This is a genomic window from Streptomyces netropsis (assembly GCF_014203545.1).
GTDB classification, from domain to species: Bacteria; Actinomycetota; Actinomycetes; order Streptomycetales; family Streptomycetaceae; genus Streptomyces; species Streptomyces netropsis.
Genome location: NZ_JACHJG010000009.1, coordinates 110455 through 134521 on the forward strand (window position 1 = coordinate 110455; position 24067 = coordinate 134521).

Sequence of the window (24067 nt, forward strand, 5' to 3'; positions counted from 1 at the left end):
CAACACATGGTTCAACGAGGCGCGACACTCCGCCAAATCACTGAGTTTTGTCAAGCATTCCCGGGTCGCCGACCGCAAAAGGTGCAGGCAAATCGCCCATCGGCAGCGATTCGTCCACCACCCCCCGATGAACCGGAATCCGACCCACCGGTACCTGCGGTCCGCCGGCCTCCCGCAGCCAGCGCCGCAGCACCCGGTGCACCCGCTCCGCGCCGACCAGCTCCTCGCCCTCCCCCACGGGCGCGCTCAGCTCCTTCGGCCACAGCAGGAACGGCCGGCCCTGCTCGCCGCCCAGCCCGCCGTGCGAGCCGATCTGCTCCTCGAAGGCGTGCACCGCGCCGGTCGCCGGGTCGTAGGCGGAATTGACCATGATGTCCGCCGTGTGCGGGAAGCCCGCCGTGCGCCGCACGGCCTCCTCCGCGCCCGGGCCGAGCGCCCGCAGCGGGCTGTCCGCGGCGCCCTCGCCGGTGTCCAGCCGGTGCTCGGCCCCGCCGGGGCCGAGGACGACGGGCCCGTGCCGCTCGGACCGCACGAGCAGGAAGCCGATCCCCGGATGGTCGGCGAGCGTGCCCAGCAGCCCGGGGTGCCGCTCCTCGATCAGCTCCCGGCTCGCCCGGCCGGGCAGGTCGGGGAAGGACACCAGGCCGAGGTTGCCCGACGCCAGCACGACCGGCTCCCGCCCGGCGCCCGGCGCGCGGCCGGTCCGCACCAGCTCCTCCAGGGTCAGGCCGTAGCGGGCCGCGAAGGTCTCGCCGGGGCTCTGACCGTGATCGGAGAGGAGCACCAGGCGGTACGGGCGCGGTGCGTGCTCGGTGACCTTGGCGATCAGCTTGATCGCGCGGTCCAGGCCGCGCAGCACCTGGTGGGTGTCGCGGCCGCGCGGTCCGGAGTGGTGGGCGACCTCGTCGTAGCCGACGAGGTCGGCGTAGACGGCGGTGCGCCCGGAGAGGATGTCGCCGATGACGGCGGCGACGACCACGTCGCGCTCGACGACGGTCGCGAAGGCGCGGACGAAGGGGTAGAGGCCGCCGCGGCCGAGGCGCGGGTGCTCGCGGCGGAGCTTGGCACGGGTGGACTGGCCGATCTCCCGGAAGACCTCGGCGAGGTAGGAGACGGCGGTGCGGGTGGCGTTGGCGGGGTCGGAGAAGTAGGCGAAGTAGCCGGAGCGGGAGCGGTTGTGTCTGCCACGGCGGGCGGCGACGGACAGCACGAGGGCGAGCTGGTCGGCACCGCCGCTGAAGAGGTTGCCGCGGCTGGCACCGTCGGCGCTCAGCAGCCCGCCGTCCCGGGTACGGGCCACCGCCCGGCGCTGGAGCTCGGCCGCGCCGGCGGGCCGCCCGCTGACCAGCACCTCGCCGGTCTCCTTCTCGTACCAGCGGAAGGCGGGCACGTCCTCGTTCGAGCCGTGCAGGATGCCGAGCTGGCTGGCACCGGTCTGGCTGGACCAGTCGGTGCGCCACGGGGTGAGACGGTGGCTTTCGGCCGCCCACCCGGCGACGGTCTCCATCAGCGGCGGCCTGCGGCGGCCGCCCGCCCCGGTGCGCGGCCGCAGGGCCTCGCGCAGCACGTCGTGGCCGACGCCGTCGAGCTGGAGGAAGACCGTGCCGGGCGTGGTCCGGGGGCCGCCCTCCGCGCCCCGGCGGCGTCTTCTGCGGTCGGCGAGGCGGGCGAGGCGCCGCCGGTAGGCGCCGTCGTCGCGCACGGCGAGGAAGGTGCTGGTGGCGGAGGAGGCCGCGGACATCGCGGCGGCGACCACGACGGCGGTCTCCGGCTCGGCCGCGCCGTTGCCGACGGGCACCAGGCGCAGGGCTATCAGCAGCAGGGAGCCGTTGAGGAAGAACACCAGCAGTCCGAGCACGAAGGCGGGCACGAGCAGCAGGGCCCGTACGAGCACGGGCCAGACCAGCGCGCTGAGCAGGCCGAACGCCCCGGCCCCGAGGGCGGCGGCGATCGCGACGCGGGTGGTGCTCTCGCCGTCGGCGGACTGGAGCCGGAAGTCGGGCAGGACACCCGCGAGGAGCAGCATCGTGAGGGTGCTGACCGCCCACACGGCGACGACCCTGATCAGGGCTCCGCCCACGGTCCGCCATCGGGGCCTGCGCAACGCGTTTCACCTCACGATCGCCGCCCGCGCCGGGGGGATCCGGACTTCGGCGCCTTCAACGGGCTTTCCTCCAGCGTGGCACAGCGGTGGTGCGGGCGGCCGGGGCGCAGGGGCGGCCCGGGACGGCCGTGTCACCTCTGCCCCTCGCAATTCCCCAAGCCCCGTACTTCACAGATCATTCCCTTCTCACGTGGCATCGGTCCCGTCGCTGGGCAGGATGGCGGCATGACCTCCCTTCGCACCCCCCGACTGACGTTGCGCCGCTGGCGCGAGGACGATCTCGACGCGATGGCAGCCATCAACGCCGACCCGGAGGTGATGCGCTGGATCGGGGACGGTTCGGTGCGGGACCGGGCCGAGACGGCCGACGCGATCGCCGCGTGGGAGCGGGAGTGGGAGGAGCTGGGGCTCGGACTGTTCGCCGTCGAGGTGCGCCAGAGTCGCCAACTGGCCGGTTTCGTGGGCCTGTCGGTGCCGCGCTTCCTGCCGGAGATCCTGCCGGCGGTGGAGTTGGGCTGGCGGCTCGGCCGTTCCTTCTGGGGCAGCGGCCTGGCCACCGAAGCGGCGCGCGCGGCTTTGCACTTCGCGTTGCGCGATCGCGGTCTGGCCCGCGTCGTCAGTGTCCACACCGTGGGCAATGACGCATCCGAGCAGATCATGCGCAAGCTCGGCATGCGCCGCGAGCGGGAGACGACGCACCCCGCGTACGGGCTCCCGCTGTGCGTCCACGTCATCGAGGCGCGCTCCTGAAGACCCGTGCGGGGGTGACTGAACTACGCTCGGGACGCGTACGCGCGTGACGGAAGTGACGCGGGAAGCGATACGGGGAGGTGCCCGGGTGCCGGTGGAGATCACCTGGTGGGGGCATGCCACCGCGACGGTGGAGGACTCCGGGGTGCGGGTGCTGACCGACCCGCTCTTCGCCCGGCGGCTCGGGCATCTGCGCCGCCGCCGGGGCGCGCCGCCGCCCGCGGCGGCGGCCGTGGCGGACGTCGTGCTCGTCTCCCATCTGCACGCCGACCATCTGCACCTGGGCTCGCTGGTCCGGCTCGCCCCCGGCACCCGTCTGGTGGTGCCCCGGGGCGCGCCCGCCGCGGTGCCCGGGCTGCGCAAGGTGGCCACCGCCCGGGGCCTGCTGGTCAGCGAGGCCTCCCCCGGGGACGAGCTGACCGTCGGGGCGCTGCGGGTGCGGGCGGTGCACGCCGAGCACGACGGCCGGCGGCGCCCGTACGGGCCGCACCGGGCACCCGCGCTCGGCTACGTGGTGCGCGGCGAGGCCACGACGTACTTCGCCGGTGACACGGGGCTGTTCGAGACGATGGCCGACGAGGTGGGGCCGGTGGACGTGGCGCTGCTGCCGGTCGGCGGCTGGGGTCCGTTCCTCGGCCACGGGCATCTGGACGCCGGCCGCGCGGCGCGGGCGCTGGCCCTGCTCGACGCCGCGAGCGCGGTGCCGGTGCACTACGGCACGTACTGGCCGATCGGCATGGACGCGGTGCGGCCGCATGAATTCCACGCGCCCGGCGAGGAGTTCGTCCGGCTCGCGGCGCAGCTCGCGCCGAAGGCGGCGGTGCACCGGCTGGCCCACGGCGAGTCGGTGCGGCCGACGGAGGCGGTGTGATCGGGTCGCTGGCCGAGGCGGTGGCGCGGGCCGTGCCGCCGGAGTCGACGCAGCAGGCGGTCGGCTATCCGTCGCTGTTCCTGCTGGTGGTGCTGGGTGCGTTGGTGCCGGTGGTGCCGACAGGTGCGGTGGTGAGTTCGGCGGCGGTGGTGGCGTTCCACCAGAGTTCCCCGTTCTCCCTGCTGTGGGTCTTCCTGGTCGCGGCCTGCGCGGCCTTCCTCGGCGACATGACGCTGTACGGGCTCGGGCTGCGCGGGGTCGCCTCGCGGGGCGGCTCGCGCTGGCTGGCGCGGCTGCGCGAGCGGGCCGCGCCCGAGCGGCTGGCGCAGGCACGGGCGGGGCTGGACGAGCACGGGGTGACGGTGCTCGTCCTGTCCCGGCTGATGCCGGCCGGGCGGATCCCGGTGATGCTGGCCTGTCTGCTCGCGCGGGTACCCGCCCGCCGGTTCGCCCGGGGCGCGTTCCCCGCGGCTCTGGCGTGGGCGGCCACGTACCAGCTCATCGGCGTCCTGGGCGGCTCGCTGTTCGCCCAGCCGTGGCAGGGCGTGGTCGCCGCCGTCGCCCTGACGGTGGCCGTCGGCACGGCTCCCACGGTGTGGCGCCGGCTGCGTCGCGGCTCCGCCGGCTAGGCCGTGGCGGGTGCGCCTCCGCTGCGCGGCGGTGTCCTCAATCTCCGGACGGGCGGATCTCAGCCCGTCCGGCGCTTGAGGACAAGGCACAGCAGCCCGTCCGGCGATTGAGGACAAGGCACAGCAGCCCGTCCGGCGCCTGAGGACAAGGCACAGCAGCCCGTCCGGCGATTGAGGACGCGCCCGCAGGGCGCTCACCACCGCAGGCGGCACAGCCAGCCCACAGCGGGACGTCAGCCGCCTGCGAGTTCGTTGAAGGCCGAGCCCAGGACACTCAACGCCTCCCGCACCTCCGGCACTTCCAGCGGATCGCGCGCGTCGAAGGCCCGCTGCCGCTGTTCGTCGGTGGCGCCCAGCAGCGGCGGTGTGGACAGCCGGACCCGCAGGGCGTCGGGGCTGTCGCCGAAGCGGTGGCCGCCGGGGACGGGGCGGCCGAGCCGCGCGCTGAGATGGGTTTCCAGGTCGACGGAGTCGGTGATGGCGCGGGCGGCGAGGGACGCGCGCAGTTCGCCCAGGTCGGCGTAGAGGTAGGGGCCGGTCTGCGGGGGGCGGCAGAGCACCCCGGCGGCGGTGAGCCGCTCCCGGGCGGCGGCGGCGAGGGAGCCGTAGAGGTGGGACAGGGCGGCGGACCGGGTGCGGATGGGCTGGGGCTCGCCCAGTGCGTAGGCCGCGGCGGCGGCGATGGGGGGCGGCAACTCGGCCCGTACGGCGGTGAGGGCGGAGGTGACCCTGGCCCGCAGGATCGGCCCGCGCCCCTCCGAGGGGAAGCGGGCCACGGCGGCGGGCCAGGCGGTGGGGGTGAGGGAGCCCGCGAGGTCGGTGAGGACCACGACGTGACCGGGGATCATCTCGGCCGGCCCGACGAAGACGGTGCCGTGCGGGTCGTGCCGGGTGTCGCGCCACGTCTCGTCGCTGATGACGGTCAGTTCCTCGGCGACGGCGGCCTCGCAGACCTCGTGCAGGATCTCGGGCGGGGCGACGGTGCCGGTGGGGTCGTCGGCGACGGACAGCAGCAGCACCCGGGGCCTGCCGCCCTCGGCACGGATCCGCCGCACGGTCTCCAGCAGCGCGAACGGGTCGGGGACGCCACCGCTCTCGGCCGGTACGGGCACGTGGTACGCGGACCGCCCGGCGAGTCGGGCGAGCGGCCCGTACCCGGCGGCGCACGGCCGGGTCAGCAGCACGTCCCCGCCCGCCGCCGCGAGCAGCGCGAGCAGCAGGGGCTCGGCGCCCGGGGCCGCGATGACGTCACCGGGCTCGGTGGGCAGTCCGCGCCGCGCCCAGTACCCACAGGCGGCGGCGCGCAGCTCGCTCCCGCCCCCGACCGCCTCGGGCCCGGTCCGCCCGGCCGCCTCCGCGACCCGCGCGGCGAGCTCCGCCAGCACGGGCAGCCCGCGCTCCGGCGCGGTGAGAGCGGGGAGCGGCGGAAAGCTCGCCTGCATCTGGACCTCCGCCGGTTGCCCGTACCCGACCTCCACCTTCGCAGATCCCCCCGTCGCTTCACGGGTGCCCCGCCGGTGCCGCTGCGCGGCGGGCTTTGACCTCGGCTGGATGCGGCGCCGTTTCCCGCTGCGCGGGGCTGTTCCCGCTGCGCGGGGCTGTTGCCGCTGCGCGGGGCTGTGACAGGTCGGTGCCGGGCCTCCGGGGGCCTTGTGTGGGGCTGCTTCGCTATACGCCCCACACAAGGCCCCCTCCGACCCGCCCCCTCCTGCCGGTGGGGGAAGAAAAAACCAGTGGGCGCCCCGCACCCGACAGACACCCGGGACCACAGAGGGTTTCCTCCCACCCGCGGAGGCCCGACACCGCACCTGAACAGCCCCGCGCAGCGGACACCGCCCCGCGCAGCGGAAACGGAACGCGACGCGCAGTCACCCGGTATCGGAAACGAACTACCGGGTACACGTTTGCGCATGCGACGTGTGTTGAGTACGTGGGACCGGTCGGCGTTCAGGATGGTTGCCGTGCGGCATTGGCCCGGGGGTGACCGGGTGTTGCCGAAGCTGTCGCGCAGCGCCGATCACGGGGCGTTGTGGCTCGGGCTGGCGGCAGGGGCCGCGGTGGTGGGCGGGCGGCCCGTGCGGCGGGCGGCGCTGCGCGGGGTGGCGTCGCTGGCGGTCGCGTCCGCGACGGTCAACACGGTCGCCAAGGCGTCCGTGCGCCGTCACCGGCCGCTGCTGGACGCCGTGCCGGTGATACGGCAGCTGGCCCGGCAGCCGTTCACGACCTCTTTCCCCTCCGGGCACTCCGCCTCCGCGGTGGCCTTCGCGACCGGGGTCGCGCTGGAGAGGCCCGCGTGGGGCCTGGCCCTGGCGCCGATCGCCGCGTCGGTGTGCTTCTCCCGCGTCTACACCGGTGTGCACTATCCGGGGGACGTCCTGGCGGGCGCGCTGCTGGGCGCGGGCGCGGCGTTCGCGGTGCGCGGGCTGGTGCCCACGCGGGCGCAGCTCGCGCCCCCGGCCCGGCCGCGGGCGAGCGCCCCGGCGCTGCCCGGCGGCGAGGGCCTCGTCGTGGTCGCGAACGCGGGCTCCGGGCAGCGGGCGGCGGTGCGGACGGACGTGGCGGAGCAGGTGCGCGCCGTGCTCCCGCTCGCGGAGGTGGTCGAGTGCGGGTCGGAGGACGACGACGAGCCGCTGGAGGAGGTGCTGAAGGCGGCGGCCGGCCGCGCGGCGGAACTCGGCGGGGCGCTCGGTGTCTTCGGCGGTGACGGCACCGTCAACGCGGCGGCGGTCGTCGCCCGGCGGTACGGGCTGCCGCTGGCGGTGCTGCCGGGCGGTACCTACAACCACTTCGCGTACGACCTGGGCATCGAGTCCGTGGCCGACGCCTGCCGGGCCGTGGAGACCGGGGAGGCCGTGGCGGTCGACCTGGTGCGGTTCCGGCCGACGGACGACGGCGCGGACGCGGACACGACGAAGTATTTCCTCAACACCTTCAGCATCGGCGCCTACCCGGAGCTCGTGCGGGTGCGCGAGCGGTGGGCCCGCCGGATCGGGGCCTGGCCGGCCGGGGTGCTGGCGGCGGTGCACGTGCTGAACTCGGCGAAGCCGGTGCGGGTGTGGGTCGACGGCCGGGAGCGGCAGCTGTGGATGCTCTTCGTCGGCAACTGCACGTACCGGGGCGTGGGCCTGGCCCCCGTGCGGCGCCACGACCTCGCCGACGGGGTCCTGGACGTCCGCTTGGTCTACGGCGGCCGGCTGGCCCGCACCCGACTGCTCGTGGCCGCGCTGACGGGCGCGCTCAAGCACTCGCCGGTGCTCGGAACGGCCCGGGCGCGGCAATTGCGCATCAGCGGCATCCGGTCCGGTACGCACCTGGCGTACGACGGCGAAATCGCCCCGGCACCCCACGCGTTGACCATGGCGAAGGAGAACGAAGGACTGGTCGTCTACCGACTGCTGCTCGAATGACGAGACGGCACTCTCGCGATCCGAGACGACCGTTTACGGTGGCGGGACGGGACCACGGACACCGAGGGAGTCGCCATGCCGCACGAGACCGCCGTCTACACCCACGGGCACCACGAGTCCGTCCTGCGTTCGCACAGCTGGCGCACCGCGGCGAACTCCGCCGCCTATCTGCTCCCCGAACTGCGGCCGGACATGGCGGTCCTGGACATCGGCTGCGGTCCGGGCACCATCACGGCCGATCTGGCCGAGCGGGTGCCGCGGGGCGGTGTGACCGCTCTGGACGCGGCCGCGGACGTGCTGGAGCGGGCGCGCGCCGTCGCCCGCGAGCGTGGCCTGGACAACGTCCGCTTCACGACCGGTGACGTCCACGCGCTGGACTTCCCGGACGACTCCTTCGACGTCGTCCACGCCCACCAGGTGCTCCAGCACGTCGGCGACCCGGTGGCCGCGCTGCGTGAGATGCGCCGCGTCTGCCGCCCCGGCGGGATCGTCGCCGTCCGGGACGCGGACTACGCGGCCATGACGTGGCACCCGCGCGTGCCGGGTCTGGACGACTGGCAGGACCTGTACCAGCGCGTCGCCCGCGCGGGCGGCGGCGAACCCGACGCCGGGCGCCTGCTGCTGTCCTGGGCGCGGCGGGCGGGCCTCACCGACGTCACCGCCACCGCGAGCGCCTGGTGTTACGCCGGCGAGGACGAGCGTGCCTGGTGGAGCGAGATGTGGGCCGACCGCACGGTCGCCTCCACGTACGCGCGGCTGGCGGTGGACGGCGGTCACACGGACGAGGCGGGGCTCGCGGACATAGCGGCGGCCTGGCGGGAGTGGGGACGGCGGGAGGACGCGTGGTTCGCCGTCCTGAACGGCGAACTCCTGTGCAGGGTATGAGGTGTCGGTCAGGCGGGGGAGGGCGAAGCGGTCGCCCTCCCCCGTGATCTCCTCGCTCCAACTAGCCTTGTTCCATGAACATTCTGGGGACTTCGCTACGGGTCTGCGTCGGTGATCTCGACGCGGCGATCGGTGTCTACGAACGTCTGACCGGCGCCGAGGCGCTGCGCTTCCGGCGCGGCGGGGTCGACGTCGCGGCGGTCGGCTGCTTCTTCCTGATGAGCGGCCCGGAGAGAGAACTGTCGATCCTGCGGAAGATCACGGCCACCATCGCCGTCACGGACGTCGACGAGGCGCACACCGACCTCCGAAGCGTGGGTGCGGAGATCATCGCGGGGCCGGTGGCGACACCGATCGGCCGCAACCTCGTGGCCCGCCACCCGGACGGCTCGGTCTTCGAGTACGTCGACCGCAAGTCCGCCTGATCCCGCCCCGGACGCGGCCCCTCCGACGCGCCCCGGCCGCACGGAGGGGTCTCGGCCGGTGGTGACACGCAACCAACCGGGTGACGTGCCCTGTCCCCTCGGCACCGTCCGGTACTCCTGACACATGATCACCACGCGCGCACAGCGCCCGGTTGCCGTCGTCGCCCTCGCGCTGGCCGCCGTCCTCGGCCCGGGCACGGTCTCTCCGGCCGCCGCCGCACCCACCGGCATGCCCGAGCCGCCCTCGGTGGCCGTCGCCCGCGACGAGCTCGCGAAACTGACCGTCGAGGCGCCGCACTCGATGGACGGCTACTCGCGCGCGAAGTTCCCGCACTGGGCCCAGCAGGGCAACAAGTGCGACACCCGGGAGGTCGTGCTGCGGCGTGACGGCGAGGGCGTCACCCAGGACGACGAGTGCCGGGCGGTCTCCGGGACCTGGAAGAGCCTCTACGACGACAAGACCCTGACGGCGGCGTCACAGGTGGACATCGACCACATGGTGCCGCTGGCCAACGCCTGGCGGTCCGGGGCCGACGGCTGGACGACGGACCGGCGCAAGACGTTCGCCAACGACCTGGAGCACTCCCAGCTGATCGCCGTGTCCGCGGCCTCCAACCGGAGCAAGGGCGACCAGTCCCCCGACCAGTGGAGCCCGCCGAGCAGCGCCTACTGGTGCACGTACGCCCGGGCCTGGACGGACGTCAAGCACCTGTACCGGCTGTCGGTGACACAGCCGGAGAAGGACAAGCTCAACTCGATGCTGGACACCTGCGCCTGATGAGCGAGGAGGCTCAGCGGTACGCGGACGAGGTCACCGCCGGCCCCGGCGGGGCGATGACCGACGAGGTGGGCGTCGTCACCGGCGACCTCACCGTCGTCACCACCCGCCTGCCCGACGACCGGGCGACGGTGCGCGTCCAGTACACCGGCGCGGAGGAGTGGTACACCCTCACCGGCGGGCCCGTCGCCGTACCACCGGACGGCCTGGAAGCCCTGCACGCCGGGGTCCTGGAGGCCGTACGCCAGGGCGGCGAGGCGGTCGTACCGGGTCCGTGAGCGGTGACCGGGACCGGTCTCACCGCCCCGGGGGCTCGTCTCACGACGGACGCATCCGGTACTCGTACCGCTCCGGCAGCGGATGCCGGGCGCGGGCCGTCGCCCGTACGGCGTCGGTGACGGGGCCGTCGCCCGCGACGAGGCGTTCGGCGATGGCGTACCAGGTGTCGCCCAGCGTCTCGTCGCCCTCCCGCAGGTCGGCCACTTCGAAGCCGTCGTCGAAGAGTGCCCGCGCCGCGGGGGCGTCGCCCCGGGCGAGCAGGATCCGGGCTCTCAGCAGGATGAAGCGGCCGCGCTCGCGGACGGCGGGGCGCAACCCCGCCAGCACGTCGGCGGCGTCGTCCGCGCGGTCGGCGGCGAGCAGCGCGGTGATCGCCTCGCGGCCGAGCGCGGCCACCGCGGCGGCCCCTTCGGTGCCCGTGCCGCAGGCCGCGCCGGCCTGCCGGAAGGCGTCGAGGAAGCGGTCGGCCGCGCGTTCGCGGTGGCCGGACTCCTGGTCGGCGACCGCGAGGCAGCGCAGGGAAGGCCAGTGGCCGGCCGCGACGCGCTCCCAGCTGCGGACCGCCTGCGAGCGGTCGCCCGCGTGCCATTGGGCGACCCCCAGGTGGTAGCAGACGACCGGATCCGGTTCCGCGACCTCCAGATGGTCGCGCCACTGCGCGGAGACGAGCGAAGGGCCGGGCGGCCGTGTCCCCGGGGCCTGCGGGAAGGTGCCGGTCCGCAACAGCTCCAGCCACGGCGCTTGTTCCTCCCCCAGGGTCGTGGGGTCGAACGGCGTGCCGGGCAGTCCGTAGCCGCCGCGCTCGACTTCCAGCGCGCCCCAGCCGGAGCCGGTGGCCAGCCGCTCCTTGGGCTCGTGGTCGGCGTACGGCCGCCACGCGGCGTACGCGGCGTCCACGTCCGCGCGCGGCAGGGCCTCCTCCAGCCGGGTCTCGACCTCGCCGCGCGCGGCGGCCCAGTCGGTGCCGTGGACCCGGCCGGGGTCGGCGGCGAGCGGCCCGTACGCCTCCAGCCAGGCGAACTCCCCGCCCGCCTCCAGCCGTACGTGCTCCAGCTGGGTGCGGGCCAGCCCCGCCTGGATCTCGGCGTAGCCACCGGTGGCGGGCTCGGTGAGCCACCGCTGCCAGCGGCGGCCGCCCGCGCCCGAGCCCCACAGGAACAGCTTGCGGCCGCGCAGCAGATCGGTCGAGGTCTGGACGAGCCCGCGCCCGTCGCCGTCCAGCGAGGCGATCCAGCGGCGGGACCCCTCGGGCACCTCGTAGAAGTAGTCGGCGGGGAACTCGCTGTTCAGCGGGTAGGTGCGGTCGACGCCGTCCCGGCTGGGCACGGAGACGCGGCACAGCGCGCGCTCGTAGCCGAAGTGCCACGCCTCGTCGGCCGGGGCGAGGACGCGGGTGCCCGCCGCTTCCGGCACGGCGATGTTGGACCACCAGTAGACCGGCGCGGGGCGGTCGTGGGGGTTGCGGATCCGCACCCCCACGTAGAGGAAGTCGGAGCCGTCGGGCAGCCACAGGTCCACCTGGAAGGGCAGGTCCCGCAGTCGCTCCCATTCCCACAGGCGCAGCATCTCGCCGCCGCCGGGGGCGGGCACGCGGGCGGCGTGCAGCGGGGCGACGGAGAGCGTCGTGTGCCCGGTCGCGCCGATGTTCCACTCGATGCCGCCGGAGAACCAGGCGCCGTTGAGGGCGAAGTCGGCGGGCTGGAGGACGGGGTTGCGGTAGAGAAGGTGACGGCCGGTCGGCTTGTGCTCGATGGAGTGCACGCGGCCGCCGAGGCCGGGGAGGACGGTGACGCGCAGCCGGTCGTTCTCGATGACGACGGCGTCGAGGTCGGTGGGGACCCGCTTGCGGGTGTAGCCGTCACGCATCCGCACGGGCAGGACCGTGCGCAAGGGCGCGTGGCCGAGCTGCCGGGCCATGTCGGCGGGGAACCCGGCGCGCTGCCGGCTGTCGACGCGGTGGACCTCGTCGAGGGGCCGCAGCGCGGGCAGCGGGTTCTCGGGACCCGGTGACGCGGCGGGAAGGGACAGGACAGCTCGTCGGATGATCGTGGCCACGCCAACCTCGTTCCCTTCCGGGGATCGCCGTACGCCCGGCGCGCCCGTGATCTTCATGACCTTAGAGCGCGCGGGACCCGGCCGAACAGGGCCTTTCCGGCTGCGCCGCTCGTCCGCCGCGCGTCAGCTCCAGCGCGGGACGTCCGTCCCCCAACGCCCGGGCGGGCGTGCCCAGTCCCGTGGGCCGCCGTCGAAGGACACGGGCGGCAGCGCGTACCGCAGCCGACCCAGCGGGCTGTCCCTCTCGCTCAGCCACTCCCCCGTCTCATACGTCCGGGTGGCCCCGCCCCCGTCCCGGGTGATCGTTCCGCCCGTCAGCCACGCCGCCGTCTGCGTGAGGGCGAGGCGCGCCAAGTGGGTGCCGCCCGCGGTGCGCTGCTCGGTGACGGCGCGCAGGACGGCCGCCGCGAGGAGATAGCCGGTGCCGTGGTCCAGCGCCTGGGCGGGCAGCGCCCCGGGCCGCCCGTCGGGGCCCGCCTCGGTGACGGCGATGCCGCAGGCGGCCTGCACGAGGCTGTCGAATCCGCGCCGCCCGCCCCACGGCCCGTACCCGCCCCAGGCGCTCAACTGCCCGATCACCAGCCCCGGCCGCCGCTCGGCCAGCGCCTTCGGCGCGAGCCCGTAGCGGTCCAGCGTCCCCGGCCGGTAGCCGCTCAGGACGACGTCGGCGTCGGCCAGCAGCGCCTCGAACGTGGCCCGGTCCGCCGTGCGGGCGAGGTCGAGCGTCGTCGACCGCTTCCCGAACCCGGTGTCGGCGTGCGCGTCCTGGCTCTCCGGCAGTTGTGGCGGATCGACCCGCAGCACGTCCGCGCCGAGCAGCGCGAGGGTACGGCCGGCGACGGGCCCGGCGATGACACGGGTCAGATCGAGGACCCGCAGGCGGTCGATGCCGCTCAGGGCGCGCACCGGTCCGCCCGCGATCCGCTCCACGCTCAGCAGCGGCCGTCGTGCGGCGGCCGCGCCTTGCGGGTGGGCCGCCCACTCCCGTGGGGTACGGACGGCGACGGCGAGGCCGCCCGCCGCGTAGATCTCCTCCTCGGCCCGCTCGGAGGGGAGTTCGGCGAGTGCGGCGGCGACGCGCGCCTCGACGTCGGATTCGTCGGCGCCCTCATGGACGTCCCGCACGTCCAGCGCGGCGAGGAGGCGGGCACGGTGGTGGGGGTAGTTCGCGTGCGTGCGCACCCAGCCGTCGGCGGACCGCCAGAACCGCGACAGCGGCGCGAAGGTCGACGCGGCGCGGCCGTCCACGCGCAGGTGCCGTTCACTGACGAACGCGGTCGCCACGGCCCCGTCGTCCACCCGTACGGCCGGCAGCCGTCCTCCGCCGTCGCACGCGGTCCGCAGCTCGGCGGCGGCCAGGGCGCAGACGGCGACGGTCGCCCGTGCCAGTTCCCGTACGGGGAGCGCGGCCGCGAGCGTGTCGGCGGGGCCGGTGCAGTCGATGCCCGCGGGGAGGGCGGGGTCCCCGCCGAGGGCCGCCCAGGCCTGATCCGTCGCGTCGGTCGCTCGCTTGATCACCTGCCCAGTCTGGCACTCAGTGCCATGCCTCCGCCAGGAGTTGACGTGCTCTGGTGGTCCGGGGGCGCCCCGAGCAGACTTGGGCCATGGAACTCATGGTGTCGGTCAAGGACGGCGAGCTCTGGGCGGACGATTCGGGCGGCGACGGTCTGCCCCTGGTCCTGCTGCACCCCGGGATCGGTGACTCCACTATCTGGGACACGGTCATGCCGCGCCTGACGGAGCGCCATCGGGTGATCCGCTACGACGTGCGGGGGTTCGGTCGTTCACCGGCGGCGACGGCGAAGTACTCCCTGGTCGAGGACTTGGTGGCGGTCCTCGACCACTTCGGGCTGCGGCGGGTGGCGTTGGTCGGCAGCAGCATGGGTGGCGTCCCGGCGGTGAACCTCGCCCTCGACGACCCCGGGCGGATCGCCGCGCTCGCCCTGCTGTGCCCGGGCGTCACGGGGTATCCCGGAATGCTCACCACCGCGGAGTTCATGGCGGAGTTGGAGGCGCGGGCCGAGGCGGGCGACATGGACGGCATCCTCGCCCTGGCCATGCGCACCTGGGCGGCGGCCGGCGTGGGCGACGACGCGGAGGCCGCGGCCCGGATCCGGGCGTCGATCCCGGCCTGGTTCAGCAACCAGCCGTATCAGATGCAGGACCCGCCCACGTTCGGCAGGTTGGGGGAAATGGCCGTGCCGTGCGCGCTGGCGCTGGGCGAACAGGACCAGCCGGAGGTCGTGCGCTGCAACGAGGACATGGCCGCGAGCATCCCGGGCTGCCGCCTGGTACGGCTGCCGGGGTCCGACCATCTGCCGACGCTGCGCGAACCGGACGCGGTGGCGGATCTGGTGCTGGAGCTGTGCGACGGGGTGCGGTGAGGGCGGCGGCCTGCGGCAGGCACGCGGTCATGGCGCGAGGTAGGGCTGGAAGAGGTTGTCCGGGTCCCAGGCGGCCTTGAGTTCCTGCAGCCGGTCCCAGTCGGCGGGTGCGTACGCCCGCCGGGCCCGGGAGGCGTCGGCTTCCAGGTCCGTTTCGGCGATGTAGTGGCCGCCGAGCCCCGACGGATTCACCGCGGCCATCGCGTCCCGCAGCCATCGCTGGTTGGCCGCGTCCCCGGCCGGGTCGTCCCAGATCGCGTAACAGACGAGGTAGGAGGCGCCGAGCGGGGAGAAGGCCATGTTCCGCAGCAGGGCGGGGTCTTCGGAGACGGGCCGTACCGGCGCGAGGACGAGGGACTCGGCGGAGGGGGCGCGGGCCACGGCGTCGGCGATGCGGCCCAGTTGCGTCTCGTACGACTCCGGTGACCACAGGGTGTCCGCCGCGTACCGGTGCTGCGGCGGCCACGCCGAGCCGGCGCCCGCGTGCAGGTCGGCGAAGGAGGTCGGCGTGGGCGGCTTCCGGGAGACGGCGCTGTCGGCGAGGGGGCAGGCGTCCGCCGGTGCGAGGGCGGCGAGTGCCTCCTCGCGGGTGGTGGCGAACGCGGTCATGCCGACCGTGATGCGCGGGCCCGGCGGGGCGTGGGGGGTGGGTTCGCCGGAGGCGGTGAGGACGAGAGCCGTCTCGACGTTCGCCGGGAGTTCGCGCACGGTCGCCTCCGCCCAGGCCGCCACGCGCCCGGCTTCGGCCAGCGGGAAGGTGAGGCCGGTGGTCACGACGGCCCCCGGGTGGGGGTGGAGGGCGAGCCGGAAGCGGGTGACGACGGCGAAGAACCCGGGCCCCGCGCCCCGGGCGGCCCAGAACAGCTCGGGGTTCTCCGTCTCGCTGCACACGACGGTCTGGCCGTCGGCGGTGACGGCTCGGATCTCCTGGACGTTCGCACAGGCCGGTCCCCACGCGCCCGAGTTCCAGCCGAGCCCGCCGCTCAGCAGGTAGCCGCCCACCGCGACGGATGGGCAATGGCCCACGGGAAACGCGAGTGTGTGCGGGGTGAGTGCCGCGACCAGGTCCCCTCCGGTGGCGGCGGGCCCGACGGTGGCCGCCGCCGACGCGGGATCGACGTCGCACTGCCGAAGGCGTGAGAGGTCGAGCAGCAGACTTCCGTCGCGGAGCGGGGAGCCGGACCAGTTGTGACCACCGGAGCGGATGGAGACGCGGAGCCCCTCGGCGCGCGCACAGGCGAGGGCTTCGGGGACGTCCCGCTCGGACGCGGCCCGCACGACGACGTCGGGGAAGCGCTCCGGCTTGAGCCCGTTCCACACCGCCTCGGCCCTGGCGGCATCGTACGCGCGGTCGCCGCGCCGGACGACGGTCCCTTCGAAGCGTGCTTCCGGCGTCCGTCCGGGCATCACGAACTCCTCGTTGGGTGACGTCGGGTGAAGTCAGTGGGCCGTCAAGCCGAAGATCACGATGAAGAGCAGATAGCAGAGCACCACCAGGGCGGCACCCGCCACGTGGACGCGGCGACTTCGCGCACGGCTGGGCACGAGCCAGAAGGCGAACGCCTTGTTCACCAGGGGCATCAGCAGCCAAGTCAGCGCGCTGACGCTCAGCACGTTCCCGATGAACAGGCCGATGTAGCCGGGCACGCCGAGCTCGTCCAGCTCGAAGCCCACGGTCAGGTTCAGGACCATGACGGTGGGATAGAGCGCCAGGACGACGGACATGGCCTGCTTCCAGTTCGGCGGAGCGCCGTCCTGCGCGCCCTTGTCGAAGCGGAACCAGCCGCTGAACGCGGAACCGACCTTGCGGACGTCGTAGGACTCGAAGTAGGCGCGCCCCTCTTCGAGGAGGTCACGGCGGGCGTCCGACTCCAGCCAGTCTTCGAGGTGTTCGCGGGAGTCGAAGCGGAAGACGACGACCCAGTGCTCCTGGACGCCCTCGACCGGCTTGAACATCTCGGTTCCCATGAAGCCGGGCGAGGCCTCCTGCGCCTTGAGGACCTTCTCCTGCCACCGCAGAAAGCCCTCTTCGCGCCCGGGCTTCACCACATGGGAGATGACGGCGGTGACGGTCTCGGGGGCCTGCTCGGCCGGGGCACCGCCCCGGAGCACCTCTTGGGTCGGAGGCTCCTCGAAGAGCCCCTGCGCTTCGGCGAGCAGTTCCCGTCGGCGGTCCGATTCCAGCCAGGCGGTCAGATAGCCGATCCCGGAGAAGCGGAAGACCGCAACCCATTCGTTCTCGGCATCGGCGCCGGGCGGGTACACCTCGGAGCCCTCGAACCCCTCGAATTCGCGGGCCGCCTCGTTCGTCCTGGTCTGCCAGCGCTGATACTCGTCGACGCGCCCCGCGCGTACTTTCTGCGAGGTCACAACGGTGGCGTTCTCGGCCGCAGAGTCACGGCTTGCACGTGGACTCACGTTGAGTAGCCTATTACATACAGTACTTATAGGGCAAACGGGACACCGGTTGCCCGCTCCACGCCCCCTCACAGAGGGAGCCGATGCCGATCGGAGATTCCGCGATGGACCACAAGGAACTCATGACCGAGGCGGTCCGCCTGGCCACCGAATCCGTCGAGAACGGCTGGGGCGGCCCGTTCGGCGCGGTGATCACCCGGGACGGGGAAATCGTCGCGCGCGGGCAGAACCGTGTTCTGCTGACCGGCGACCCCACCGCCCACGCCGAAATCGAGACCATCCGCAAGGCCGTGCAGGTCATCAACCCCGAGGCGCCGTCGATTGCCGAAGAACACCAGAACGAGAGCCACCTGAAATACGTCCCCCGCCCGGAGGGATCGCCGGACCCGGTCGCCGAACGCGCCCGGATGCTCCAGGGCTGCTCCATCTACATCAGCGGCGCCCCGTGCCCGATGTGCATGAGCGCCATCTACTGGTCCCGGATCGGCGCGGTGTACTTCAGCCGCAGCCTGGAGGACACCCGTGCCATCGGCTTCGACGACTCCTTCCAGTACGAGGACTTCGGGAAGCCGCTCGAGGAACGCAGGATCGAGATCAAGCAGATCCACCCCGAGATCGGCGCCCGCGCGTACGACGCCTGGACGAACAAGCCGGACCGGCACGCGTACTGAGCGCCACGCGTACTGAGCGCCGCCGCTGCCGCCGGTTTGCCGTTCACGCATTCGGCCGTACAGCCGGGCGTCGTTTTCCGCCGGTGCCAGGAGCTGCCGCGCCGAGGGGCGCCGCGGGGACTCCCCGGGCCCCGGCGCCCGGACCGCATCGACGGACACGCCACGTGCTTCCCCTCCCCTGCACCGCATTGAGCGTCGGCCCCTCTCGAACACCAGGCTCCCCGACGAGTGCGGCTCCTGCCCGCTTGCCCGTCCGACGACGCGGGCCGGAGACGGGCGGGAGCCGCCGGCGGTCAGGCACGGGTGGCGGTCGAGGCGAGGTGCGCGACGAGCGCCTCCGCGAGGGGCTCGACGACCGGGGGCGTGATCATGTGGCCCATCCCCGGCACCATGAGCATCTGCGCGGAGGGAATCTCCCGCGCGATGAGCCTGCCGTGCCCCGGCTTGACCGGTTCGCCGGTGCCTTCCACGACGAGAGTCGGAGCCTTGACCCGCGCCAGCGCGCCGACCGGCTCGAACTCCGGGTCGGCCCCCCAGGCGAGCTGGTGGTTCGCCACCGTCCGCGGGTCGCGGGCGCGGTCGAAGAGCCGTTCCTCCAGCAGCCGCTGGGCGTCCTCGTCGAAGGGGAGTTCCGCGCCGCCCAGCATCCGGGCTACCTCGATCTGGAAGTCGATCACCTCGGCGCGGGTGGCGGGCGGCGGGCTCACGGCCGCCCGCCGGAACAGCTCGACGAACGCCGGGAGCGGCTCGGGAAGGCTGCCCTCCGGCTGCGGCTCCCCCATCAGGGTCCGCATGAGGACCTGCCCCTCCCGGCCGCCGAGCGGCGAGGAGCCGATCACGGTGAGGGTCTCGACCCGGTCGGGGAGGTCCGCCGCGATCCACTGGGCGAGCAGACCGCCCGCCGAGTGGCCGACGAGGTGCGCCCGCTCGATGCCCAGGGCGTCGAGCAGCCCCACGGCGTCGTCCTTGAGGGCGGCGCAGGTGTACGGGTGGGCTTCGAAGTCCCGGGCCGTCGAGCGGCCGACGTCCCGGTGGTCGTAGCGGATGACCCGGTGGCCGGAGGCCGCGAGGCGGCCGACGAACTCGTCGGGCCACAGGGGCGCCTGCGACATCGAGCCCATGATGAGCAGGACGGCCGGGTGGGCCGGGTCGCCGAACTGCTCCGTCCAGAGCTCGATGTCGCCGACGCGGATGAGCTGTGCTGCTGCGGTCATGTGGTGCCGTTCTCCTGCGCTGGTGGTGTGGTGTCCTGCTGACAAGGGAGGACTCTGCCGCGCGGCGGCTACGGGGGCCATCCGTAGGACTACTGGTGCCACTACGTAGGCGGCTGCGTGAGCAGTCGGGCCAGCTCGGTCCGCGAGGTGACGCCGAGCTTCGGATACACCTTGTACAGGTGGTACTCGACGGTGCGCGTGCTGAGGAACAGCCGGGCCGCGACGTCCCGGTTGGGCAGTCCCTCGGCGACGAGCCGGGCGATCCGCAGTTCCTGCGAGGTCAGGGTGGCGAGGGCGGCCGGCTCGGCCCGGTCGCCCGCCTCGCCCGCCGCGCGCAGTTCGCCCAGGGCCCGCCGCTCCCACGGCACGGCCCCCAAACGGCCGAACGCCTCCGCGGCGTGCCGCAGATGCGGGCGGGCCTCCCCGACGCGGCGTTCCCGGCGCAGCCGCTCGCCGAGCAGGAGGGCGGTACGGGCCCGGTCGTACGCGGCGGCGGAGTCGGTGGCCAGGAGGTCGAGCGACTGCCGGAGCAGGTCCGGGGCGGCGCCGTCCGCCGCCACGAGGGCCCGGCAGCGGGCGAGCAGCGCTTGCGACCGCGGTGACGTCGCGTTGGCCGACCAGCGCTCCAGGAAGCCGACGGCGGCGCGGGCGGCGTCGAGGTCCCCGGCGCCGACGGCGGCCTCCACCCGGTCCGCCGTCGACCCCCACACGGCGGCGGGGTGCCCGGCACCCGGGCCGGCGGTGGTCAGCGCGGTGAGCCGTTCGTGTGCCTGCTCGAACCGGCCGAGGCCGAGGTCCAGCAGCCCCAGCGCGTACGAGGCGACGCCCACGCGCAGGCCGAGGCGGTGCGGAATGGCGATGGCCAGCGCCTCGTGCGCGTACGCCCGCGCGTCGGTCTCGTCGCCGCGCACGGCGGCGCAGACGGCGAGGTTCGCCAGGTGCGCGGCGGCGGAGTTGGCGATGCCGGTCTCCCGCGCCAGCGCCAGGCCCTCCTCGGACAGTGCGGCGCTGAGCGCGAAGGCGCTGTTCATGCGCTCGGCGGTGGCGGTGCTCTCCAGGACGACGGGAAGCGTGCCGACCATGCCGGAGACCCGGGCGACCCGGCCCGCGCGGGCACCGAAGCGGGCCGCGGCGTCGCCCTCGCCGAGCAGGCTCGCGGCCGCCGCCGCCCACAGGAGGTGTACGGCGTCGAAGCCGTCGTCCGGAACGGCGTCGAGCGCGCGGCGCAGCCGCCGCGCTCCGCCACGGCTGTCGCCTCCTTGGAGGGCGCCCGTCCCGATCAGGACGTCGCGGAGGAACGCGTCGGCCGGGTCGCCGGGGTCGGGCAGCGCCTCGGCGCGTCGGCCGATGAGGACGGCGGCGTCGGTGTCCCCGACGTAGGAGGCGGCCTCGGCGGCGTCCGCCAGGATCGGCAGGATCGCTTCCGCTGTCTGTTCCGCTGTCTGTTCCGCTATCTGTCCCGCCGTCTGTTCCGCTATCTGTTCCGCCGCTTGTTCCGCTGCGGTCAGGAACGTTCGCAACGCCTCCGCCGCATCACCCGAGTGGAGCTCGAAGCGGCCGCCCAGCTGGGTGATGTCCGCCGATGGCCCGCCGTCCCCCGCGGCCTCCCGGGCCGCGGCCAGCGAGCTCCGTGCCTGCCCCGGCCGGCCGCCGAGCCAGGCCGCGACGGCCGCGTCCTTCAACCTGCGGGACCGCGTCCGCCGGTCCGGCGTCAGGTCCGCCGCCCGTACGAGCGTCCGTGCGGCGTCCGCGTAGCCGCCACGGGCACGGTCGAGGTCGGCGGCGGCCGCCAGTTCCGCGGCGATGTCCTCGTCCGGCCCCAGCGCCGCTTCCGCCCGGTGCCGGGCCCGGCGGCCGGTGTCGCCCGCCTCCTCCGACTCCGCCGCGAGCGCCCGGTGGACCGCCCGCCGGTCGGCGGCATTCGCCCCCGCGTGGACGGCCGACCGGATCAGCGGATGCCGGAACCGGATGCCCGTCGGCTCCACGTCAAGGAGCCCCGCGGCCTCGGCGCTCTCCAGCGCGTCCGCCGCCGCCCCGAGACGCGCGGCGGCGCGGAGCACCAACCGCAGGTCGCCCAGGCCCTCCAGCGCGGCGACGAGCAGGACGAGCCGGGTGTCCGCGGGCAGTCGCGCGATCTGCTCGCCGTAGACCGCGCCGATGCCGTCACCGACCGGCAGCGGGTCGGGCAGCGGGGCCCGGCCGGTCAGCTGCTCGGGCGTCAGCAGCCCCGCCGTCTCCCGCAGGGCGAGCGGGTTGCCGCCGGTGGCGGCCGCGACGAGCGCGGCGACGTCCGGTACGGGCGGCACGGCCGACCTCGCGGCCAGCACGCGCGCGGCGTCCGCCGCGGCCAACCCCGCGACGGTCAGGCCCGGTACGTCCTTGAGCGCGTGCCGGGCCTCCGCCGTGTCCCGCGCGGCGAACAGCAACCCCACCCCGTCCGCCCCGAGCCGCCGCGCCGCGAACAGCAGGGCGTCCGCGGACGCCCGGTCGACCCACTGGAAGTCGTCGACGACACAGACCAAGCCATCCGGAACAGCCGCTTCCGCGAGGAGTGACAGCACCCCGGCCGACACCAGGAACCGGTCCTGGCCGCCCGGCGGCGCGGCCAGCCCCAGCGCGCCCCGCACGGCCTCGCGCTGCGCCTCGGGCAGCGCGTCCACCAGGCCGCTGACGGGCCGGAGCAGTTGATGCAGCGCGGCGAACGCCATCTGGGACTCCGGCTCGGCCCCCGTCGCCCGCAGCACGCGGGCGGGAGCGGCCCGCTCGGCGGCGCGCAGCAGCAGCGCGGTCTTCCCGGCTCCCGGCTCGCCCCGCAGCGCGAGCGCCCGCCCGGTACCGGACCGCACGCCGGTCAGGAAATCGTCGATCGCCGCGAGTTCGCTCTCGCGTCCGGCGAGCCGGTCAACTGCTGTCATGCGTACGTACGTCCCTGGCGACCCGGGGGCGGCCCCCGTGCCGCGCCTGCTCCGGGGCCGACTGTACCCGGGCCGCGGTGGCGGTTCGCCGGGGGCGGGGCCCGTCACCGACCCGTCGAACAGGGCCGCCGCCGACCGGGTACCCCTACAACGCCTGGGTGAACTCGTACTGCAACTCGTAGAGGTGCCCGGACTCGACCGTGTCGTGGACTTCGACAGGGCGGTCGTGGTCGCTGTAGACCACGCGGAAGGTGCGCAGGACCGGCACGTTGGGTGGAAGTTTCAGGAGGGCGTGCTGTTCCTGGGTGGGGATCCGGGCGGACACGGAGTCCACGCACCGGAGCGGCGGATAGCCCAGCCGGGCCAGGAGGGTCGAGGTGCCTCCGCGGACCTTTCGGTGTTCCGTCATCGCGGTGCCGCGGACGATGTCCAGGGGGAAGTAGGCCTTGACCAGCCCGGCCGGCTCGTCGTCGAACGTCAGGATCTGGGACCGCAGGAGGACGGGGGCGGCCGCGTCCAGCCCGAGTGCCCGAGCCACATGGGCCGGAGGCCTGGGTACCTGCTTGACCTCCAGCAACGCGCAGTTGGCGCGTACCCCGCGCTTGCGTGCCTCGGTGACCCAACGGAAGGGCTGGCCCGGATCGGCGGGAGCGAGGCTCCGTGAGGGCCGCATGGTCCGCTGCCGGTGCTCCAGGACGACGGAGTCCGGCACTGCCTCCGCCGTGTCGGCGCACCTGGTGACCAGACCTTCCTCGCGCAGTACGTCCAGCGCCTGTTCCACGGTCGCGCTCGACGTGGCGAACCGCTGCTGAAGTTCCGCTGTGGGCAGGACGGCGCCCGGAAGGACGGCTCCTGACAGGATCTCGTCCCGCAGGTCCGCGGCGACGCGCTCGTGCAGGGGACGTCGGTCGGTGGTCTGCTCGCTTGTCGTTGACATGCCCCAGTTATGCGGGAGCCCGGCCGGGGGATGCCAGAGCGCCGTTCCGGTCAGACACGAATGCCGCCCGGACGGACGCCCCGGAACCGCCGGCCCTCTGATTCTCCCCACGCCCACACTTACATACGTGCATGCATGTATGTACGCTGCTCATGCGTGGACCACCCAAGGGAGGCATGCACGATGAAGACCCAACCGGCCCCACAGGTACGTCAGATCGAAGCGACCGACCCGATCGCCACGGCTCAGCGGTACGACTACGCCGATGCCTTCGAACTCCGTCTGCCCGAACCCGACCCGCACCGGCCCGAGGCCTGGGTCCGGGCCGGGATGGACTCCACCCCGAAGTGGGCGGAGCGCATCGTGGGACTGCTGGGAATGCGCAGGGCGCCCACGGAATCGGCAGACCGGATAGGTGGTTTGCGGGTCGTCGAGTCGAGCCCCGAGATGATCCATCTCGAGACGTCCCTGCCGCTGATGCGCGTCGTCCTCGTGGGGCGCCGGACCGAGCCGACCCGCCGAACGTTCACCACCGTTCTCCACTTCCGGCGGCCGGTGCTCGCCCGAATCGTCTGGGCGGTCGTCGGCATCGGTCACCGGCGGGTGGCACGGAAGCTGATCACGAGCAAGATTTCGAACGACTGAACCGACTGATCGGAGCGGGAGTTGCCTGACGAGACACGGGAGAGGCCGACCCAGGCCGATCGCAGCCTGCGCACCCGTACCGCGCTGCTCGAATCGGCCGCGCGGGGACTGTCCCGCTACGGCTACGGCAACCTCGTGCTCGCACAGGTGGCCAAGGAGGCCGGGTACACGCGCGGTGCCCTCTACCACCAGTTCAAGGACAAGCAGGACCTGACCCAGGCCGTCACCGAGTGGATCCAGGAGACCTGGGACCGGGAAGTGGGCCGGTTCGTCGAGCAGGAGCCGGATCCCGTAGCAGCGCTGCTCACCCTTGCCCGCGGTCACGCCGTCTTCTGCCGACGCGACATCGCACGGGTGGCGATCGCGCTACGGCTCGAGTTCTCCGGGCAGGACCATCCGGTGGGACGCTCGATCGAGGACGGCTACGAAGCACTCGTCACGCACTGCACGGGCCTGATCGAAGCCGGGCGCACGGCGGAAACCATCCCGCCCGGCCCCCCGGCCCGAGCCGTCGCGCTCGCTTTCGTCGGCGCACTGGAAGGGACCGTGATCGCGCTGGCCGGCCAGGTCGAGCACGACGAGCTGCTCACGGCCCGCACCGTCGCCGGCGTCCTCGGACTCGATCCCCTTGACGTCAGCCTTCCCTGAACGGGACCCGCACCGCGATTCCCCCGAGTGGCCGACGGCTTGGGCCCCGTCG

The 24067-nt window shown here is 74.1% G+C and carries 21 protein-coding genes; 12 read left to right on the forward strand and 9 right to left on the reverse strand.

The window, feature by feature from the left end:
* Window positions 1–37: 37 nt before the first annotated feature.
* On the reverse strand, window positions 38–2104 hold the full coding sequence (locus FHS38_RS21600; RefSeq protein WP_184735840.1) for a phage holin family protein: 2067 nt from the start codon (window positions 2102–2104) through the stop codon (window positions 38–40).
* A 225-nt stretch (window positions 2105–2329) separates the two neighbouring features.
* On the opposite strand from FHS38_RS21600, the gene FHS38_RS21605 reads away from it, so the two are divergent.
* The 3 genes from FHS38_RS21605 (at window position 2330) to FHS38_RS21615 (ending at window position 4354) form a co-directional block, all read left to right on the forward strand.
* Window positions 2330–2854, forward strand: a complete 525-nt coding sequence (locus tag FHS38_RS21605) for a GNAT family N-acetyltransferase (RefSeq protein WP_184735842.1) — start codon at window positions 2330–2332, stop codon at window positions 2852–2854.
* Between the two features lie 88 nt (window positions 2855–2942).
* Window positions 2943–3725, forward strand: coding sequence for an MBL fold metallo-hydrolase (locus tag FHS38_RS21610; RefSeq protein ID WP_184735843.1), 783 nt, complete (start codon window positions 2943–2945; stop codon window positions 3723–3725).
* Window positions 3722–4354 carry a DedA family protein gene (locus FHS38_RS21615; protein ID WP_229822593.1) on the forward strand — a complete coding sequence of 211 codons (633 nt, stop codon included), beginning with the start codon at window positions 3722–3724 and terminating at the stop codon, window positions 4352–4354. Before FHS38_RS21610 ends, FHS38_RS21615 begins: the two co-directional genes overlap by 4 nt.
* 233 nt (window positions 4355–4587) lie before the next feature.
* On the opposite strand, the gene FHS38_RS21620 is transcribed toward FHS38_RS21615, so the two are convergent.
* Window positions 4588–5796 carry an aminotransferase class I/II-fold pyridoxal phosphate-dependent enzyme gene (locus tag FHS38_RS21620; RefSeq protein WP_184735845.1) on the reverse strand — a complete coding sequence of 403 codons (1209 nt, stop codon included), beginning with the start codon at window positions 5794–5796 and terminating at the stop codon, window positions 4588–4590.
* A gap of 468 nt (window positions 5797–6264) precedes the next feature.
* Between FHS38_RS21620 and FHS38_RS21625 the strand changes: the two genes are divergently transcribed.
* From FHS38_RS21625 to FHS38_RS21645, 5 genes are all read left to right on the forward strand, one after another.
* Complete coding sequence (locus FHS38_RS21625) at window positions 6265–7761, forward strand: bifunctional phosphatase PAP2/diacylglycerol kinase family protein (protein ID WP_184735847.1); 1497 nt, start codon at window positions 6265–6267, stop codon at window positions 7759–7761.
* Between the two features lie 75 nt (window positions 7762–7836).
* A complete protein-coding gene (locus FHS38_RS21630) occupies window positions 7837–8646 on the forward strand; it encodes a class I SAM-dependent methyltransferase (protein ID WP_184735849.1) in 810 nt (269 codons plus the stop codon).
* Window positions 8647–8720: 74 nt separating this feature from the next.
* Window positions 8721–9071, forward strand: coding sequence for a VOC family protein (locus FHS38_RS21635; RefSeq protein ID WP_184735851.1), 351 nt, complete (start codon window positions 8721–8723; stop codon window positions 9069–9071).
* A 124-nt stretch (window positions 9072–9195) separates the two neighbouring features.
* Window positions 9196–9849 carry an HNH endonuclease family protein gene (locus FHS38_RS21640; RefSeq protein ID WP_184735853.1) on the forward strand — a complete coding sequence of 218 codons (654 nt, stop codon included), beginning with the start codon at window positions 9196–9198 and terminating at the stop codon, window positions 9847–9849.
* A complete protein-coding gene (locus FHS38_RS21645) occupies window positions 9849–10127 on the forward strand; it encodes a hypothetical protein (protein WP_184735855.1) in 279 nt (92 codons plus the stop codon). Before FHS38_RS21640 ends, FHS38_RS21645 begins: the two co-directional genes overlap by 1 nt.
* Window positions 10128–10167: 40 nt before the next feature.
* Here FHS38_RS21645 and FHS38_RS21650 read toward each other — a convergent pair whose 3' ends face one another.
* On the reverse strand, window positions 10168–12183 hold the full coding sequence (locus FHS38_RS21650) for a DUF5107 domain-containing protein (protein WP_184735857.1): 2016 nt from the start codon (window positions 12181–12183) through the stop codon (window positions 10168–10170).
* 123 nt (window positions 12184–12306) lie between these two features.
* Window positions 12307–13701 (reverse strand): CoA transferase, encoded by a 1395-nt coding sequence (locus FHS38_RS21655; protein ID WP_184735859.1) that lies wholly within the window; start codon window positions 13699–13701, stop codon window positions 12307–12309.
* Window positions 13702–13787: 86 nt separating this feature from the next.
* On the opposite strand from FHS38_RS21655, the gene FHS38_RS21660 reads away from it, so the two are divergent.
* Window positions 13788–14567, forward strand: coding sequence for an alpha/beta fold hydrolase (locus FHS38_RS21660; RefSeq protein WP_184735861.1), 780 nt, complete (start codon window positions 13788–13790; stop codon window positions 14565–14567).
* A gap of 27 nt (window positions 14568–14594) precedes the next feature.
* Here FHS38_RS21660 and FHS38_RS21665 read toward each other — a convergent pair whose 3' ends face one another.
* Together FHS38_RS21665 and FHS38_RS21670 are read right to left on the reverse strand one after the other, a co-directional pair.
* Window positions 14595–15974 carry an FAD-binding oxidoreductase gene (locus FHS38_RS21665; RefSeq protein ID WP_184735863.1) on the reverse strand — a complete coding sequence of 460 codons (1380 nt, stop codon included), beginning with the start codon at window positions 15972–15974 and terminating at the stop codon, window positions 14595–14597.
* 33 nt (window positions 15975–16007) lie between these two features.
* Window positions 16008–16985 (reverse strand): antibiotic biosynthesis monooxygenase, encoded by a 978-nt coding sequence (locus FHS38_RS21670; protein ID WP_229822592.1) that lies wholly within the window; start codon window positions 16983–16985, stop codon window positions 16008–16010.
* Window positions 16986–17068: 83 nt separating this feature from the next.
* Between FHS38_RS21670 and FHS38_RS21675 the strand changes: the two genes are divergently transcribed.
* Window positions 17069–17656 (forward strand): nucleoside deaminase, encoded by a 588-nt coding sequence (locus FHS38_RS21675; RefSeq protein WP_229822590.1) that lies wholly within the window; start codon window positions 17069–17071, stop codon window positions 17654–17656.
* Between the two features lie 293 nt (window positions 17657–17949).
* On the opposite strand, the gene FHS38_RS21680 is transcribed toward FHS38_RS21675, so the two are convergent.
* The 3 genes from FHS38_RS21680 to FHS38_RS21690 all read right to left on the reverse strand — a co-directional run bounded on the left by FHS38_RS21680 (window position 17950) and on the right by FHS38_RS21690 (window position 22722).
* Window positions 17950–18870, reverse strand: a complete 921-nt coding sequence (locus FHS38_RS21680) for an alpha/beta fold hydrolase (protein ID WP_184735865.1) — start codon at window positions 18868–18870, stop codon at window positions 17950–17952.
* Window positions 18871–18971: 101 nt separating this feature from the next.
* On the reverse strand, window positions 18972–21785 hold the full coding sequence (locus FHS38_RS21685) for a helix-turn-helix transcriptional regulator (protein WP_184735867.1): 2814 nt from the start codon (window positions 21783–21785) through the stop codon (window positions 18972–18974).
* Window positions 21786–21930: 145 nt separating this feature from the next.
* Window positions 21931–22722, reverse strand: a complete 792-nt coding sequence (locus FHS38_RS21690) for a GntR family transcriptional regulator (RefSeq protein ID WP_184735868.1) — start codon at window positions 22720–22722, stop codon at window positions 21931–21933.
* Window positions 22723–22905: 183 nt separating this feature from the next.
* Here FHS38_RS21690 and FHS38_RS21695 point away from each other — a divergent pair, with 183 nt between their 5' ends.
* Both FHS38_RS21695 and FHS38_RS21700 read left to right on the forward strand, forming a co-directional pair.
* Window positions 22906–23367, forward strand: a complete 462-nt coding sequence (locus FHS38_RS21695) for a DUF2867 domain-containing protein (RefSeq protein ID WP_184735870.1) — start codon at window positions 22906–22908, stop codon at window positions 23365–23367.
* A 21-nt stretch (window positions 23368–23388) separates the two neighbouring features.
* Window positions 23389–24015, forward strand: coding sequence for a TetR/AcrR family transcriptional regulator (locus tag FHS38_RS21700; protein WP_184735872.1), 627 nt, complete (start codon window positions 23389–23391; stop codon window positions 24013–24015).
* Window positions 24016–24067 lie beyond the last annotated feature (52 nt).